General features: G+C 49.9%; 15 protein-coding genes. 2 read left to right on the plus strand and 13 right to left on the minus strand.

Annotated elements, in window-relative coordinates:
• Nucleotides 1-30: 30 nt before the first annotated feature.
• From ACFQ88_RS14325 to ACFQ88_RS14365, 9 genes are all read right to left on the minus strand, one after another.
• Nucleotides 31-1,098, minus strand: a complete 1,068-nt coding sequence (locus ACFQ88_RS14325; RefSeq protein ID WP_239626963.1) for a DUF4349 domain-containing protein — start codon at nucleotides 1,096-1,098, stop codon at nucleotides 31-33.
• Nucleotides 1,099-1,276: 178 nt separating this feature from the next.
• Nucleotides 1,277-2,539, minus strand: a complete 1,263-nt coding sequence (locus ACFQ88_RS14330) for an adenosylhomocysteinase (RefSeq protein WP_239626965.1) — start codon at nucleotides 2,537-2,539, stop codon at nucleotides 1,277-1,279.
• A gap of 87 nt (nucleotides 2,540-2,626) precedes the next feature.
• Nucleotides 2,627-4,267 carry a bacillithiol biosynthesis cysteine-adding enzyme BshC gene (bshC, locus tag ACFQ88_RS14335; protein WP_239626966.1) on the minus strand — a complete coding sequence of 547 codons (1,641 nt, stop codon included), beginning with the start codon at nucleotides 4,265-4,267 and terminating at the stop codon, nucleotides 2,627-2,629.
• Between the two features lie 159 nt (nucleotides 4,268-4,426).
• Nucleotides 4,427-5,383 (minus strand): ABC transporter ATP-binding protein, encoded by a 957-nt coding sequence (locus ACFQ88_RS14340; protein WP_379454553.1) that lies wholly within the window; start codon nucleotides 5,381-5,383, stop codon nucleotides 4,427-4,429.
• Nucleotides 5,380-6,405 (minus strand): ABC transporter ATP-binding protein, encoded by a 1,026-nt coding sequence (locus tag ACFQ88_RS14345; protein ID WP_379454554.1) that lies wholly within the window; start codon nucleotides 6,403-6,405, stop codon nucleotides 5,380-5,382. The genes ACFQ88_RS14340 and ACFQ88_RS14345 overlap by 4 nt, the downstream gene beginning before the upstream one ends.
• 66 nt (nucleotides 6,406-6,471) lie before the next feature.
• Nucleotides 6,472-7,386, minus strand: coding sequence for an ABC transporter permease (locus tag ACFQ88_RS14350; RefSeq protein WP_379454555.1), 915 nt, complete (start codon nucleotides 7,384-7,386; stop codon nucleotides 6,472-6,474).
• Nucleotides 7,386-8,321, minus strand: coding sequence for an ABC transporter permease (locus ACFQ88_RS14355; RefSeq protein ID WP_239626975.1), 936 nt, complete (start codon nucleotides 8,319-8,321; stop codon nucleotides 7,386-7,388). Before ACFQ88_RS14355 ends, ACFQ88_RS14350 begins: the two co-directional genes overlap by 1 nt.
• A 271-nt stretch (nucleotides 8,322-8,592) precedes the next feature.
• Nucleotides 8,593-10,248: a peptide ABC transporter substrate-binding protein gene (locus ACFQ88_RS14360; RefSeq protein WP_379454556.1), complete on the minus strand. Its 1,656-nt coding sequence runs from the start codon at nucleotides 10,246-10,248 to the stop codon at nucleotides 8,593-8,595.
• A gap of 391 nt (nucleotides 10,249-10,639) precedes the next feature.
• Nucleotides 10,640-11,629, minus strand: a complete 990-nt coding sequence (locus tag ACFQ88_RS14365) for an asparaginase (RefSeq protein ID WP_239626979.1) — start codon at nucleotides 11,627-11,629, stop codon at nucleotides 10,640-10,642.
• Nucleotides 11,630-11,801: 172 nt separating this feature from the next.
• Here ACFQ88_RS14365 and ACFQ88_RS14370 point away from each other — a divergent pair, with 172 nt between their 5' ends.
• Nucleotides 11,802-12,158: a helix-turn-helix domain-containing protein gene (locus ACFQ88_RS14370; protein WP_379454557.1), complete on the plus strand. Its 357-nt coding sequence runs from the start codon at nucleotides 11,802-11,804 to the stop codon at nucleotides 12,156-12,158.
• A 65-nt stretch (nucleotides 12,159-12,223) separates the two neighbouring features.
• Here ACFQ88_RS14370 and ACFQ88_RS14375 read toward each other — a convergent pair whose 3' ends face one another.
• The 3 genes from ACFQ88_RS14375 to ACFQ88_RS14385 form a co-directional block, all read right to left on the minus strand.
• Nucleotides 12,224-12,619: a DUF3397 domain-containing protein gene (locus ACFQ88_RS14375; protein ID WP_239626985.1), complete on the minus strand. Its 396-nt coding sequence runs from the start codon at nucleotides 12,617-12,619 to the stop codon at nucleotides 12,224-12,226.
• Between the two features lie 21 nt (nucleotides 12,620-12,640).
• Entirely contained in the window at nucleotides 12,641-13,612 is a 972-nt protein-coding gene (locus tag ACFQ88_RS14380) for a ketopantoate reductase family protein (protein ID WP_379454558.1), read from the minus strand.
• Between the two features lie 107 nt (nucleotides 13,613-13,719).
• On the minus strand, nucleotides 13,720-14,367 hold the full coding sequence (locus tag ACFQ88_RS14385) for an RsfA family transcriptional regulator (protein WP_239626990.1): 648 nt from the start codon (nucleotides 14,365-14,367) through the stop codon (nucleotides 13,720-13,722).
• 372 nt (nucleotides 14,368-14,739) lie between these two features.
• On the opposite strand from ACFQ88_RS14385, the gene ACFQ88_RS14390 reads away from it, so the two are divergent.
• Nucleotides 14,740-14,970 carry a DUF2626 domain-containing protein gene (locus ACFQ88_RS14390; protein ID WP_239626992.1) on the plus strand — a complete coding sequence of 77 codons (231 nt, stop codon included), beginning with the start codon at nucleotides 14,740-14,742 and terminating at the stop codon, nucleotides 14,968-14,970.
• A 61-nt stretch (nucleotides 14,971-15,031) separates the two neighbouring features.
• On the opposite strand, the gene ACFQ88_RS14395 is transcribed toward ACFQ88_RS14390, so the two are convergent.
• Complete coding sequence (locus ACFQ88_RS14395) at nucleotides 15,032-16,150, minus strand: class I SAM-dependent methyltransferase (protein ID WP_379454559.1); 1,119 nt, start codon at nucleotides 16,148-16,150, stop codon at nucleotides 15,032-15,034.
• Between the last annotated feature and the right edge of the window lie 118 nt (nucleotides 16,151-16,268).

The raw sequence follows: 16,268 nt of genomic DNA on the forward strand, positions 1-16,268 counted from the left end.
AGAGCAGGATTTCCTCAAACATTTTCATTTTCAGCTCGCTGAGCCGTCATCGTTCTCCGACTTATTTCCCGAGAAATCTTCATTTTCTTCAGCCAGCTTTTTACGAATTTCGAGCAATTTCTTACTTCTCGAGCGCTTCCACAGCCAGAACGGTACCGCCAGTATGGCAAGCACGAGGAAGACCGGCAAAATCGCCGCTGCGATAACGACTATCCATTGGAAAACAAGCAGCAGTACGGCGGCGCTCCCGTTGAGGGCTGCGGCAGCCCGTTGCATCAATGGTCCCCCATCCTGTGCCTTGATGACGGCGGCAGAGCCGATTTTTTGCGATAGCCTCAGCTCAATCGTCGAATAGGCTACATTTTGATCCAAATACCGCATCCGGCCTTTGATTCGCTCGATTTCCTCCTGCACCTTACCAAGCTCGGTAGAAAAGGCTAGCAGCTCATCGGTCTTCGACGCTTTCTCCATAAACGCGATAAGCCTGCTTTCCACCACCTGCTTCGCCTTCAGCCTTGCGCTCAAATCGACGTACTCCTCCGACACGTCCTGCCCCTGCATATTTTTTTGCGTGGACGGGTGGATCTTCTCCAGTTGATTCAGCAGGGAACTGAACCCGCCTGCAGGAACCTTGATCATGTACGTGCCGTTCTTCTCATACTGGGTTTCATTCTGGCTGAATTGCAGCACATACCCTCCCGCCTGATTGACCGCGGCTTCGATCTTGCTTTGCGCCTCATCGAACTTCTCGACCTGCATCGTCAAATTGGCGCGATAAATGATTTTGCGGTCCACCGTGCTCTCGGCTCCGCTCCCATTGAAGCTGTCCGCCGGCTTGGACGCGTCCGCAGCGCTGCCAGCCTGGGCAGACTGGGCTGCCATCGAAGCCGTGGGCGTCGCCTTGTTAGCGCCTCCGGCACTAGTGTCCGCCGCTGCTTTGGAATCTGCGAAGGCCAGCTCCTGCGACGCACTGGACGCCGACTGCTTGCTTTGATCCGCAGCTCCGCATCCGGCGATAACTACTACCAGCAGTGCTGCGACAGCCCACTTGCTCATTTTAAACCATGGCCATTCTCTTCTTCTTGTTTCGGCTTGCATTTCAATCCCCCCTGTGGAATGCAGCTTGCGCCTCTTACTTTGACCCTAATGCCGGCGCTACCTTAATAACGTGGTGGATTATGGGATTGTTGCATCGAATTGACAATAAAGCTGCCCGGAAACAAAAAAACAGCCTCTCCCGCGATGGGAAAGGCTGTCGATACGAAAGACTCAGGGATTAATGCTCCGCCCAGCTGTCCAAGTAGGATTTTTGCTCTTCCGTCAAGGAATCGATGGAAATTCCCATGGAAGCCAGCTTATAGCGGGCTACTTGCTCATCCAGCTCGTAAGGTACGTTGACTACTTTTTTGCCGATATTTTGGTAGTTGTCATTTACATATTTCAAGGACATCGCTTGCAGTGCGAAGGTCATATCCATAATTTCAGCAGGATGGCCGTCTCCGGCAGCCAGGTTGACCAGGCGTCCTTCTGCGATCAGGTAGAACTTGCGGCCGTCTTGAAGCGTGTATTCCTCGATATTGCGGCGAACCGTACGCTTGGATACGGAAAGAGCATCAAGCTCTGGCTTGTTAACCTCTATATCGAAGTGTCCTGCGTTGGACAGAATCGCTCCGTCCTTCATCACTTTATAATGCTCGCCGCGGATAACGTCACGGTTGCCTGTAACGGTTACAAAGAAGTCGCCCACTTTGGCAGCTTCTTCCATCGACATAACAGCGAAGCCGTCCATGTAAGCTTCAACCGCTTTGATAGCGTCGATTTCGGTTACAACAACATTGGCGCCAAGTCCTTTGGCACGAAGGGCTACCCCTTTACCGCACCAGCCGTAGCCTACTACTACGACAGTTTTGCCCGCTACGACGAGGTTCGTCGTACGGTTGATGCCATCCCATACGGATTGGCCGGTACCATAACGGTTATCGAACAAGTATTTGCAGAATGCGTCGTTAACAGCTACCATCGGGAACTGAAGCGAGCCGTCTTTTTCCATTGCTTTCAAGCGCAAAATACCGGTTGTCGTTTCTTCAGCGCCGCCGCGAACTTTCTTGAGCAAATCTTTACGCTCGGAGTGCAATACCGAAACGAGGTCGCCGCCGTCGTCGATAATCAGGTCCGGTTCGGTTTCCAGCGTTTTCACGAGCAAATCCTTATATTCCTGCGGATCCGGATTGTACTTCGCGAATACCGTAATTCCGTCCTCGACCAGTGCAGCGCACACATCGTCTTGCGTGGACAACGGGTTGCTGCCGCAAATAGCGACTTCCGCTCCGCCCGCTTTAACGACTTTGGCCAAATACGCCGTTTTGGCTTCCAAGTGAAGGGAAATCGCAACCTTCAACCCTTTGAACGGCTGTTCCTTCTCGAATTGCTCGCGAATGCGGTTCAATACCGGCATGTGGGCGTTAACCCAATCGATTTTCAAATGGCCTTCCGGCGCCAAAGACAGGTCTCTGATAATGCTGCGTTCTTTAGTGTTCATTGTTGCTCCTCCTAGTGTAAAATGATGCCGGACAGCCGGCCGAATAACCCCTATGTAGAATCGCGTGTTGAACAGGATTGCTCGAACTTAAAAATAACAAATCTTATGCTGACCGTCATGCTCATAGTCGCCGTCAATCAGCTCTTGAAGCCATTCATTGCCGTATTTATTCAAATACGTCAAGATGTTGTAAACCCGCTCCTGCGGTTTGCCCAGGGGCAATACGGATAGGCCGATACGCTGGAATTGGCGCATGGATGCGTCGAACTGGGACCGGACCGCATCGGCTGCCTTTTGCTCGAGGAAACCGATTTGCTCGATAATTTTGCCCATATTCGTCTCACCCAGCTTGCCGAGTCCCGGGTTCACGCCGGCAATCAGCTCGACCAAGGGCTGATAGCTATCCTTGAACTGGCTGCGCACCTGCTCGAAGCGCTCATCCAGCTTGAGGCTGTCCTGCTCACGAAGCCACTGCTCCTGCTTCTCATCCAGCCGGTACAGTACATCCTCCAGAGTGAGTCCGTACTTCTGCATGTTTTTCTGCACGGTGCCTTCCAGCAGTGTAAATTCCAGACGCGGAATGATGATAGGCATCTTCATTGCGGCGCGATGAAATGCTTCTTTCGTAAGCCCCCAATAGGCTATTTCCCCGGGACCAAGCACCGTTCCGAGCACGGGAAGAACATAGTCCTGCATCAGCGGACGGGTCAGCACGTTGTTGCTGAATCTTTCCGGAGCCGTCTCGGTCCATTCCATCAGCTGCGGCAAGGAATATTCCCTCTCTTGCTTCCTATCGGTAAACCGGCCGCCGCCTTCCGCGGAATAAAGAAGGATACGGTCCCCTTCATCGAAAACGAAGACGTTGGCGCCGCGCTCATGCATGTCTACCTGGGAAGAATAGCCGAGAGCCTGCACCTGGGCTTTGCCCCGATGATAAGCGTCGGAGTAGGCTGCATGATCCGTAATAAGCTCACGGAACAATGGCGCTTCCAGACTCCGCAGCGCAGGGTCGTCCGAATCCAGCAGCACGAGTCCGTACGAGCCGAACAGCTTGGCGATAAGCTGACCGAAGAAATCGACGAGCGTAGAGGATGCAGCCGCAATGGTATGAAGGGAATCCATCCATGCCGCCTTGAATTCGGTCGGAATCAGCGATTCATCCAGCTGGCGGAGGGCTTCCTCCCACTGCTCCCCGGAAATGCCCAGCTTGCTGATGGAGCTGCGCTTTCCGCCGGGGTGGTCAATCTTGATTTTATTCACCTGCATATCCTGCGTCAAGGAATAGATATGATTCACTTCATCGAAATCATGATCTTCCCCGGCGATCCAGAATACGGGGATGACGGGACGGTTAAGCTTCTGTGCCGCTTGACGCGCCGAGCGGATCAAGGTTACCGCCTTATAAATAACCAGCGCGGGTCCCGTTAACAATCCGGCCTGCTGGCCTCCGACAATGCATACAGCCCGGTCGTCCCGCAGCTGTTCAATTGCTTGCATAGCTTCCGGAGCGTTATGTAGCCGCTGATTGAAGGCCGCCAGCACGTCGGCCACCTGCTCGCGATCCGCAGCCTTAGCCCGCCCACGGTCCAGCCAATCCGCCCTCTCCTGCCAGGAAGAGCTGTCCCACGGATTATAATCGTACAAGGAGCTGACCTTGTCATAGTTTCGTATATAATCCTCAGTCATAGGCTGGCTGGATTTCCAATGAATCGATTGTATGTTCAACAAGGTTCCGCCGCCTCTCTTATTACTAATTATGTACTCCTTGATTGTACACATGTTCGGCACAATCGTCAAAAGAGAAAATGCGCTAATAGGAAACGAAAAGCCGGTCGGTCCGCAGGCAGAGCTGCCCCGAACGTTCCGGCTTTCTTCCTATTATATAAATTAATACAAATGGCAGGCTACATAGTGATTCGGCTCTACTTCCTTGAACTCCGGCATCGAAGCCGCACATTCCGGCATCGCCTTCGGACAACGGGTGCGGAACGGGCAGCCGCTCGGAGGATTCAGCGGGCTTGGAATCTCGCCCTGCAGAATGATCCGCTCGCGGGTTCTTTCCACTTCCGGGTCCGGGATCGGAATGGCGGAAAGCAGCGACTCCGTATACGGATGCAGCGGCTTGGCGTACAGCTCGTCGGAGGTTGTAACCTCAACCAGCTTGCCAAGGTACATAACGCCGATCCGGTCGGAAATATGCTTAACCATCGCCAAATCGTGCGCGATGAACAAATACGTCAAACCATGCTCTTTTTGCAGCTTCTTGAACAGATTGACCACCTGCGCCTGAACGGACACGTCCAATGCGGAAATCGGCTCATCGGCGATAATGAACTTAGGCTCGATGGCCAGCGCACGGGCAATCCCGATCCGTTGTCGCTGTCCGCCGGAAAATTCGTGCGGGAAGCGGCTCGCATGCTCGGAGTTCAAGCCTACGGCTTCCAGCAGCTCGAACACGCGTTCTTTGCGCTTCGCTCCGGTATATAAGCCATGGATATCGACGCCCTCGGCGATGATGTTCCCTACCGTCATCCGCGGATTCAAGGATGCGTACGGATCCTGGAACACCATCTGCATTTGACGACGGAACTCGTTCAGCTTGCGGCCGCGGAGATTGTGAATGTTTTCACCATTAAACAATACTTCCCCGCCGGTAGCCTCATAAAGGCGGATGATCGTCCGGCCAGCCGTCGATTTACCGCAGCCGGATTCGCCTACGAGACCGAACGTCTCCCCTTGATTGATGGAGAAGTTCAAATTATCTACGGCTTTCAGCGTTTTTCCGTTGGACACCTGAAAATGCTTTTGCAGGTTGCGAACTTCCAATAATGGTTTCCCGCTCATCGTGCTGCACCTCCCACTTCTACAGGTCGTTCCACTTTAGGCGCATCGGGATGAAGCAGCCAGCAGGCTGCGGAATGCGTCTCGGTCAGCTTCGTATGCTCCGGATCGAACTCCAGACAGGCTTTCATCGCGTAAGGGCAGCGGGCAGCGAACGCGCAGCCTTTCGGCGGAGCGAACAAATCCGGCGGCGTGCCCGGAATCGGAACCAGATCGCTGTCGGCATCGTGGTCGAGCCGAGGTACGGAACGTAACAGTCCCCATGTGTAAGGATGCTTCGGATCGTAGAACAGCTCGTCAACCGTGCCTTGCTCGACAACTTTACCCGCGTACATAACGATTACTCGTTGAGCCATCTCCGCCACAACGCCGAGGTCGTGGGTGATGACGATGATCGAAGCTTCCGTTTTTTCGGACAAGGACTTCATCAGATCGATGATTTGCGCTTGAATCGTCACGTCAAGAGCTGTGGTAGGCTCGTCTGCGATAAGCAGCTTCGGATTACAGGCCAATGCAATGGCAATCATAACGCGCTGGCGCATACCGCCGGAAAACTCGTGAGGGTATTGATGAATACGGCCTTCCGGATTGGAAATTCCTACCATTTTCAAAATTTCAATGGCACGTTCATTTGCCGCAGCTTTGCTCACGTTTTGATGCTTGATAAGGCCTTCCGTAATTTGTTTGCCTATCGTCATCGTCGGATTCAGAGAGGTCATAGGATCCTGGAAGATCATGCCCATCTCGGAACCGCGAATTTTTTCCATTTGTCTATCTGAACATTGAGTGATTTCCGTCTTGCCGTCGAATTTGATCGAGCCGCCTTTAATAACGCTTGGCGGGGACGGAATCAGTCTCATAATGGTTTGTGCAGTAACGGATTTTCCGCAGCCGGATTCACCAACGATCGCCAGCACTTCTCCTTTTTTAAGCTCAAAAGAAACACCGCGTACCGCCTGTACTTCACCGACATATGTGCGGAAGGATACCTTGAGGTCTTTAACCTCCAATATATTTTTACTCATGGTTGGCACCTCCTGCATGCTTTGATGTAGGGCGTAAGCCCGATTCGAGAGCTTAGCTGCTCTCCATTACTTTCTCATTTTCGGATCCAGCGCATCGCGAAGCCCGTCACCAAGCAGGTTGAAGCTCATCAGAATCAAGCTGAAAATAATAGTCGGGAAAATAATGCGGTGCGGGTACAAACGAATAGCGCCTGCGCCGTCAGACAAGAGAGCGCCCAAGGAAGCTAGAGGAACCCGTATTCCCAGACCGATAAAGCTCAAAAATGCTTCCACAAAAATAGCGGACGGAACGATAAACGTAATCTGTACAATAATCAAGCCGAGTGCGTTCGGCACCAAATGCTTCAGAATTATGCGAGCGCCGTTAGCGCCAAGCGTCCTTGCTGCAAGAACGTATTCCTGCTCCTTCAACGTCAAAATTTGACCGCGTACGAGCCGTGCCATCGGTACCCAGCCGGTTATCGCATACGCGATAATGATCGTTTTAAATCCGGGGCCGATTACGACAATGAGCAGGATGGAGATCAACAAGAAAGGAATCGAGTAAATAATTTCGATAATACGCTGCATAATATCGTCGACACGACCGCCATAATAAGCGGAGATGCCTCCGTATAATACCCCGAACACCAAATCGAGCAAAGCTGCGGTAATCCCGATGGCAAGCGAGATTCTAGTTCCCCACCAAATACGAACCCACAAGTCACGGCCGAAATCGTCGGTACCGAACCAGTGCTCTGCGGACGGCTTCAGGTTTTTAATGTCATAGTTTTGCGTAGCATAATCATATTGCGAAAAGATCGGTCCGAAGATTGCAAGCAAAGACAGCGCGATCAATGTGATAAGACCGAACATAGCCAGCTTATTTTTCTTAAGCCTTCTCCAAGCATCCTGCCAATAAGTCATAGATGGACGTACGATGACATCTCCACGGTCCGTTCCTTTGGCTACGGGCTGAAACATATCTTTCGATATTTGCATTACTTGGAACCTCCCTTAGTCAGACGTATACGTGGATCAACCAATCCGTACAAAATATCGGTGATGAACAATACAACAACTAATAAGAACGAATAAAAAATAGTCAATCCGGTAATCATCGTATAATCGTTCGAATAAATGGATTGGACAAAGTGCTTCCCGAGACCTGGTACGACGAAGATTTGCTCAACGACCAGCGTGCCTGTAATCAAGTTGACGAATACCGGTCCGATTACGGTTACGACTGGCAAAATAGCGTTTCTGAGCGTATGGCGGATTACGATGGCTCGCTGCGATAAGCCTTTCGCTTTAGCCGTTTTGATATAATCCAGACTTAATACATCGAGCATGGACGTTCTCATCAAACGTGCCAATATCGCTATGGTACCAAATGATAGAGCAATGGCAGGAAGCACCCTGCTGGAGGCACCGGTCCACATCCCCGCAGGCAGCCAACCGAGCTTAACGCCGATAAAATAAGACAACAGAGGCGCCAAGACGAACGAAGGAATGGAAATCCCCACAACAGCGGTAAACATCGCCCCGATATCCCAGCCCTTGTTATGATTCAAAGACGCGATGATCCCCAGAATCAGACCTACCACAATCGCAATTAACAGCGCCCAAAGCCCCAATTCCAGCGAAGCCGGAAAGCCTTGCGCGATAATTTCGGTCACTTTCCGGGTTGGAAAAGCATACGATACACCCAGGTCCCCGTGAATGACATTATTCATATACTTCAAGTACTGCTCCCAAATCGGCTTATCCAAGCCGTACTGTGCATATAAAAGCTGCTTCTGCTCTGCAGTAAGTTTTAGCGTGTCTTCACCGAATGGATCACCCGGCAAATTTTTCATAAGCACAAAGGTGAACGTGACGATCAGCCACAAGGTAATGACCATATAGACTAAACGACGCAATGTGTAGCGAAGCATAATACACCTCCTGTACTTAATTAAAAAAAAATAAAAATCTCACAGTCAGTCCCGGGTTCTAATGGAGCCAAACTGCTTCGCAAGCATAGACTCAATGTTGCAGAGGAGGACTATGTTTGCGAAGCAGCTCAACTTCAATCCAAATAGACAATACGCTTCGGGCATGCTTAACCTGCAAAAAAAATAACAATGAGACCGTTCCAAACGGCTTTCAGAACGGCCCCATTGATGAACAACTTCAGCCTGTGCAAGGGCTAAAAGCTTGCTGCAATTACTTCAAGCTAACCCATTTCAATTCCCACTCTTTGGACATAGCCGGAAGAATTAAACCGTCAATATTGGTTTTCTTCGCATATGGTCTTGTCCGGAAATAAAGCGGAGCCAAAGGCATATCGCTCATAAGCTGCTTCTCGGCATCGATCAGCATTTTGGAGCGTTTAGCCAAATCGATTTCTTTATCGGCACCCTTAACCAATTGGTCGTATTGAGGGCTGGAGTACTGCATGTAGTTAAACGATTTGTTATCGGAAACCCACATATCCAGGAATGTCATAGGGTCGTTGTAATCAGCGCCCCATAGAGCAATCAAGGAGTCAAAATTGTTTTCTTGCATGTTTTTTACGCGCAGCGCGAACGGCAACGGCTCGCCGGTGACGTCAACGCCTAGGTTTTGCTTCCATTGCGCTTGAATAAATTCAATCGTCTTCTTGGAAGTATCCGTATCGTCGGAAGTCAGCTTGAATGTAGGCAGTGATGTCATATTCAGCTCTTTCAAGCCTTCAGCCAGCAATGTTTTTGCTTTGGCAGGGTCGTATGCAGGCTGTGCATCGCCGGCAACCTTACGGAATTCTTGCTTGTTGCCGTCAAGAACCGTTCCCGGTACCAAACCGGTAGACGGAATGGATGCTCCGCCAAGAACTACTTCATTCAAAGCTTTGCGGTCGATTGCCATGCCAAGTGCTTGACGAACTTTAGCGTTAGCAAATGCCGGAACTTTCTTTGTTTGGAACATGACATAGGAGGATACAAATTCCTTTTTCAAAGCCAGGTCTGGCTTGCCTTGATACATTTTGAACTGGTCGCCTTTCAGCTCAGTCAAGTCCACTTGGTTCGTTTCGTACATGTTCAAGGATGTGCTTGCATCTTTTACAACGTTAACCGTAACTTTGTTCAGCTTCACGTTCGCTGCATCCCAGTACTTGTCGTTTTTCACAAGAATCAGCTGCTGCTCGTGATCCCATTTCTCCAGCTTGAACGGTCCTGCACCGATAACTTTATCAGCGTCAGCGCCGTATTTGTCGCCTTGGCTTTTAACGAAATCAGGCTTTTGCGGGAAGAAGATCGGCATGGACAATTGGTCGGTGAAGAATGCTACCGGCTTCTCCAAAGTGATTTCCAGCGTTTTGTCATCTTTAGCTTTTACGCCGACTTCCGCTTTCTTCGCTTCAACCTCTTCCGGCTTCGCTGTGTTCAGCGCAGCGCCGCCTTTAATCCAGGACAGCATGGACGCATATTTCGCTTTGGTAGCAGGGTCCAACGTACGCTTGTACGCATATTCAAAATCACTTGCTTTCAAAGGCGTGCCGTCCGCCCAAGTCAAGCCGTCACGCAATGTAATCGTATATACCAGACCGTCAGCAGAAATCTTCGGTAATTCTTTGGCAAGTCCAGGCTGTGGCTTGCCTTCCGCATCCAAACGGTACAACCCTTCATTGATGGCGTTGATAATCGTAAATGTAGGGTTGGTTGTTGCAATAGAGCTGTCCAATGCAGGCGGCTCAGCAGATAGATTTATTCTCAATTCTTGAGCCGGCGCTTTTGTGTCTGTACCCCCAGCTTGATTCTTCGTGTTGTCCGCACAGCCTGCAGCAACGGTACCGAACATGGCTGTTACTGTGGCCAGGACTAGAAGTTTTTTCAACTTCATAGATATCCTCCTCTGATAGATATGTAATTATATGGCATCTCCGAATGATGTCAGAAAACCTCACCCAGAATTAACACCCTTGAATAATAAAGTATTTTTTTAATTTTGTAAATACTTGAAACCGTTACCAATAAAAAATTATACAACCAACGGTCAATTAATGCTAGTTGAATATTATACCATGGTCAATTAAATGGTAAAAAGGAGACGAGCCTTGCCAACGGTTCCTGAATATTCAAATTAACCTGCACCTTCCGGTACAAAGCAGCACAAAATAAACTTGGCACACGTTTTTCAAATAACTTACATTCTCACCTATTATGTCCTGTGCAAGTTTGATTATGCAGTTATGGCTGTTCACGGCAAAGCTGCCCGCTCATCATTAGTATGGCTAAATCGTAATATCGTAATTGACGGGAGTCTCCATAATCTTTTTAACCTCATTGAGGTCGTTTGATTTGCCTAATGCCCACATTAATTTGGGAACGATCGCTTCGGTATTCATATCTCCCGACAAAATAATCAGATCTTTGGAAACTTTGCGGCCTACCTCGTACAGGTTCAAGTCTTCGCCTTCCTCCAAACACTGCGTCGTAATAACAACTGCAACGCCGGATGCGATCAGCTCTCTCACCTTGGGCAGCAAATCCCTTCCTTGGAACGGTATGCCTCCATTGCCGAAGCTCTCAATAATAACACCCCGGTATAAAGGCTGCAAATAGTTGAAAATCTCGGGCTTCGTTCCCGGAACCAGCTTTAACAAGAACACATCCGGATTCAGTAACGGATCCAGCTTGAGCTTTTTGCTCGTTCTTGGCGGCATCGCATTGACGTATTTGACTTCGGAGCCGCTAATATAGGCAATGTAAGGGTGATTAATGCTTTCAAAAGCGTCGTAGCTTTTGGTACGGATTTTTACCGCTCTCGTGCCTCTGATGACTCTGCCGTCAAAAACCAAAAAAACGCCGCCTGTGTCTTCGCACGCAAAACGGATCGAGTCAAGCACATTTCTCTTGGCATCGGTTTTCTTGACATTGATAGGGACTTGGGAGCCGGTAATAACAACCGGTTTGTTCACATTGTGAAGCATGTAGGAAAGCGCTGCTGAGGTATATGCCATCGTATCGGTTCCATGGGTAATAACGAAGCCGTCATATTGAGAGTAGTTCTCGTATATGGCTTCGGCAATTTTCACCCAGGACTCGGGCTGCATGTTGGTGGAGTCAATATTCATTAGAAGCTTGCTGTCCAGACGGTAATCTTGATTCTTGCCGTCTAGAAAGCTTATCAGCTCATCCGCATCCATGCCGGGAGCCAATCCTTCCATGCCTTGAACGGCAGCAATGGTTCCTCCTGTAGCCAACAGAAGTAGTTTTTTCATGATCCGCACCTCGGATGAAATCATATCGTACGCTTATTGCGACTTTTCTATCCTATTATATTCATGAAAAATCGATAAATCAAGCGATAATTACGCGTATCGCGAACAACACTCTTGAGTATCGCATTCCCGGTGTTATAATGGGATTTGAACTAAGGGGGATAAATAAAATATGGTTTTAAATAGATTAACCGAATTGAGAAAAAGTAAACGTTGGTCTATTCAGTACACCGCTGACCGGCTCGGCATTGCAAAAAGCACCTACGCAGGCTACGAATCAGGCTATCGCGAACCGTCACTGGAGGCTATACGGGCATTGGCTGATCTGTTTGAGACTTCGATAGACTATGTATTAGGTCGAGTACATGATCCCAAATTTCCTAACGAAAAAAAAGCTGCAATCATCAAAATGGACTTATTATGTTTGGAGAAGGATAGTTTACTATTGGACGGCAAAGCCCTTACCCCCACAGAGGTAAAGCATCTCGTTGCCTTTATAAGAACGGTCCGGGGAATGGAAGGAGAATGAACGGCGGACACTCCCTCTCGCTTAGCAGGGCAGTGTCCAACTGGCGGCTCTATGTATTATTATTATCAGCTTGCAACAATATATTTCCCTATTCCGATAAATACCAGCAGTACGTAGCAGGCGGATAGGACGACAAATCCGAGACGAAGCAGCGTTCTTCCGATTTTCACAGGGTCGATCTTGCCTTTTACCCGATTTTGCATATTGCCCAGCAAGCCTCCGGCGATCAGGAACAACAAGATCATCGCCCAAAGCCCAAGACCGGTCTCAAACAGCTGCCGCGTCATGACGGCCACGGAACCGATCAAAAACAACGTGGTCACATCGACCGAAAGATAAGTCGCCTTCTTTTTATCCTTCGTTACATAGTATGTTATACCCCAAGTTGCGAAAAACGAAACAAACGGAACTAGCGCCAAAAAAGTGTACAGAGTTTGCAGCCACCCCATGAACGCGCTCACGGCCAGATCACCTGCTCCTACCTATTTTTTAGTCCACTGCTGCTCTATGGACCGGACCAATCGGTACACCGTTTCGTGTGTCGGCAGCTGAATCCCTGTCTGGTGCGCTTTGGCCAACAAGCCTCCCGTAATGGCGTCAAGCTCCGTTAGCCGCTCGGCGCGAACATCCTGGAGCATGGACGATTGATTCGCCGCGGTTCGGCGGCATACGGTCTCCAGCTGCTCCCATAAATCTTCGGCCAGCTCGATATTCAGCTTGTCCGCCAACGTGACCCCCTCGTCATACAGCAGACGCATAAGCTCGCGCGAAGCCGGCAGCTCGAGCAGCTTTCCGTTCGCAATTTGCAATATGGCAGTCAACGGATTGATTACGGCATTTATCAGCAGCTTATTCCATACTTTACTAGTCATTTGGTTCGACAAAGAGACGCCGAATCCTGCATTCTGCAGCACATTTTGCAGTTTTTTTAACATTTTTTCATCGTCGTGTCGATTCCCTGCCGGAATCATGCCTCCGAGCCAGGTGATGCCTCGGCCGGTATGCTCCACCTCCGTCGGCGAATGCTTTAACGCCCCTTCCGTCGTGACCGCGAGCATGATCTGAGAAGGACTGATGCGTGCCGACAAAATATCCGTGTGGCCTATGCCGTTTTGAAAACACACAAGATGGGCCGACGGACCGAGCCGCTCTGCAAGAACCTTCGCCAATTCATCCGTTACGGCTGACTGCTTCACGGTCAGCGCAATAATCTCGGTCGCAGACTGCGTACACGGCTGAGCTATCCACTCATCCCATGACGCAACCGGAGGATGAACCTTCACGCTTTCGCGCCCGCCTTCCGGCGCTGCTCTTGTCAGCAGCAAGCCGTCCATCTCTAACTGCTCTGCCTGCTCCCGCGTTCTTGTCACAAGCTCTACGTCGGCTCCTGCGGATGCTAGCGACGCCGAGACCAGCAAGCCAAGCGCCCCTGCACCTATGACTCTTACCTTCATGACTCTATCCCCTTTGAACTACCTTCGCCGTTTCCATTGTTCTCCACCATCATATCAGCTAGCCCGTACAAACGAAAGCTCCGCAAGCCGTAGCCGCGGAGCCGCTCTCAATCTATTCTTTCTAAATTACCGTTCGCATCCATCTTGAATCTAGGCTTGCCCTCGTCTTCTTCCTCTACAAGAAAGGCCAGTTTCCGTGCACGATCCATAATTTGAATAAGCGCTTTGTAATCATCGTTCACGACGCGATAATCCGTTTCGACTTCATTGACCTGCTTGTTCAGGACGTCGTTCTCGTCACGCAATCTTTCGAGTTCGTCCGTCTTCTCGCTTAATTCTTTCTCCAAATGGCGTATATGGCGGGACATTTCCTGATACGTCGCTTTCCACTGCCTCAAGAAACGGATCACCGCATCAATAGAAATAGATTCCTCGGAAAAAGAATCGTTCGCTTTTACATGATCGCTATGGTCCAAAACCGCCGTATTGTTGGAAACGGCAGCGAATCCGGAATGCTTTTTCTGCTGATTCCTCTTTTGTCTTTGGGCTTTTGCAATTTGAATAGCAGCCTCGTATTTTTTTCTTACAAAACTATTCCAGCGGAAACCGCAAGCAGCGGCGGTTCTGCCGATTTTCTCGCCCACTTCCTCAAAGGCGGTTAGCTGTGTACTACCTTCACGAATGTGACGCAATGTCACCTCCGCCAATATTAAATCGTCTTCCTCGCTCCAAGCATCTTGTCTGATAGCTGTCATACAATAGCAGTCCTCCTAACCCCTGGGTAATCAAACATCCCTGTTCCATCCAAACATCTATTGAAAAGTTAAGACATGGAATGTTGCGTTACTTCATCTCTATGCCCATAGTAGAGTTCATAGAATCGTTTTCTACTATTTTGTATTGCCATTTTTTAAGGGACTCATACATGAATTGGCGGGCGTTAGGGAAAGCTTAAGATCATGGCAAACACAAATTGTTTTAAATTCGTCACGTATTGGACGTTTACACCAATTGAAGCAACCGTTATAATGTCTAATAGTAAATAACGCCAGTGAGAAAAATGGGTCGAACGATAATGATTCGCTTTTGGCTTCTCACGGAAACTCGTAAGGGAAGGGGGATGCACAATGGATCGCATGTTTCGCGTGCTTGGCTTTTGGACATTGGTTATCGGATTGATGGCGCTGGCCGGCGAGTTGGTTCCGATGGCAATGCTCTTTTTTGCCCAAACGGCTATCTTCGTATTGTTGGGATATTTGAAACTATCCGAACGTACCTACATATTGCTTTTTTGGGGGTACATGATTATTTCCTTTACGGGATTCACGTACTGGTCTTTCTTCAAAATGTCCATCTAAAGCATTTCCCCGATATGAACTTGGATTGGCATAGGAAAAAGGTGAGCCGCACTGAGCGGACTCACCTTTTTTCTTGTACAAGCACCTTGAACAGCTCGCTCATCTGATCGCTCAGTAGCAGCTGGCGAATCGACCGGTTTCGGCGGGCCGCCTCGCTGAACGGATCCGCGCCCATGGCGTCCTGCAGCATCTGAAGGATGCCGTTCTCTAGCAAAAACTGCTTCTGCGTCGTACAGCTCTTTAACCGCAGGCCCGCGTGCACCCCGGCGCGAATCAGAGCCGTGAAGTTCACATGCGACGTGATGTCCTGCCATCCCGGAGCGCTATAAAATTGCTCCGACGCCATGTGGCTGCGGTAGCCTATAATCGTCCCCTTCATCCGGTGCTCCGCATACAGTTCCTCCGCCTGATCGCCGTAGTCGACGGTTATCAGCTGTCCGCGGCCCACTGCCGCTCCAATGCTGCGAATCCAGTCCAGCGCGTGAAGGTTCACCTCCAGCTGCTGTCCTTCCTGAAAGTCGACCTCTTGAGCGTGTAAATACGTCCCGAGCGGCTCGTCTTCTTCCACCAATCTGAACGGTTGTTCCGCGAAGGCTTGACCGCTCTCGTCCCATTCTACATACAGCTCATACGGTCTCCCTCCGATCCACTGAATCCGGTGGACCGGGAACGCATCGAGCAGTTCGTTCGAGAAGATGATAACGTTCTCCCATGGGCCTTGACTCCGCCATTGCTCGTCCGTCATCCATTGTACTCGTTCTTTATGTTCGGTAAGCGCATCCTGCTGCATAGCCCTATGGCGCTCGCTTTTCTCTACGCTAATATATGCGGTCCGCTCATATAGGTCTGTATCCAGACGCTTCAGCTCGTCCAGAATCAGCCTTGCAAGCCTTCCGGTTCCGCCACCCCACTCCACTACCCTTAACGCGGCCCCAGGGCCGAAATAGGCAGCCTGAGACGCTATGTACCGAGCCAGCACCTCCCCCATGATCGTTCCGATCGAGGAGCTGGTATAAAAGTCGCCTTCACGCCCGATTTTGGTCCTATCACTCATGTAGTAGCCGTATTCCGGATGATACAAGCACTGCTCCATGTAATCGTGAAACGAAATAGCCTGATCCGGGCTTCGGCGGATTTGTTCTACAATCGACCGGACCAGCTGCGGATTCCCCTGAATCATGATTTCTCCTCCCCCTTCAGACCCTTGAATTCCTTTGAAACATGTCACCTTTTGACTAAAGACAAATTCGCCCATAGTCGTTATAATTGAAGGATGTTTCATAGATATGTTCGATTTC

Origin of the sequence: Paenibacillus sp. NPDC056579, from assembly GCF_042793215.1 — a bacterium.
GTDB lineage: Bacteria > Bacillota > Bacilli > Paenibacillales > NBRC-103111 > Paenibacillus_S.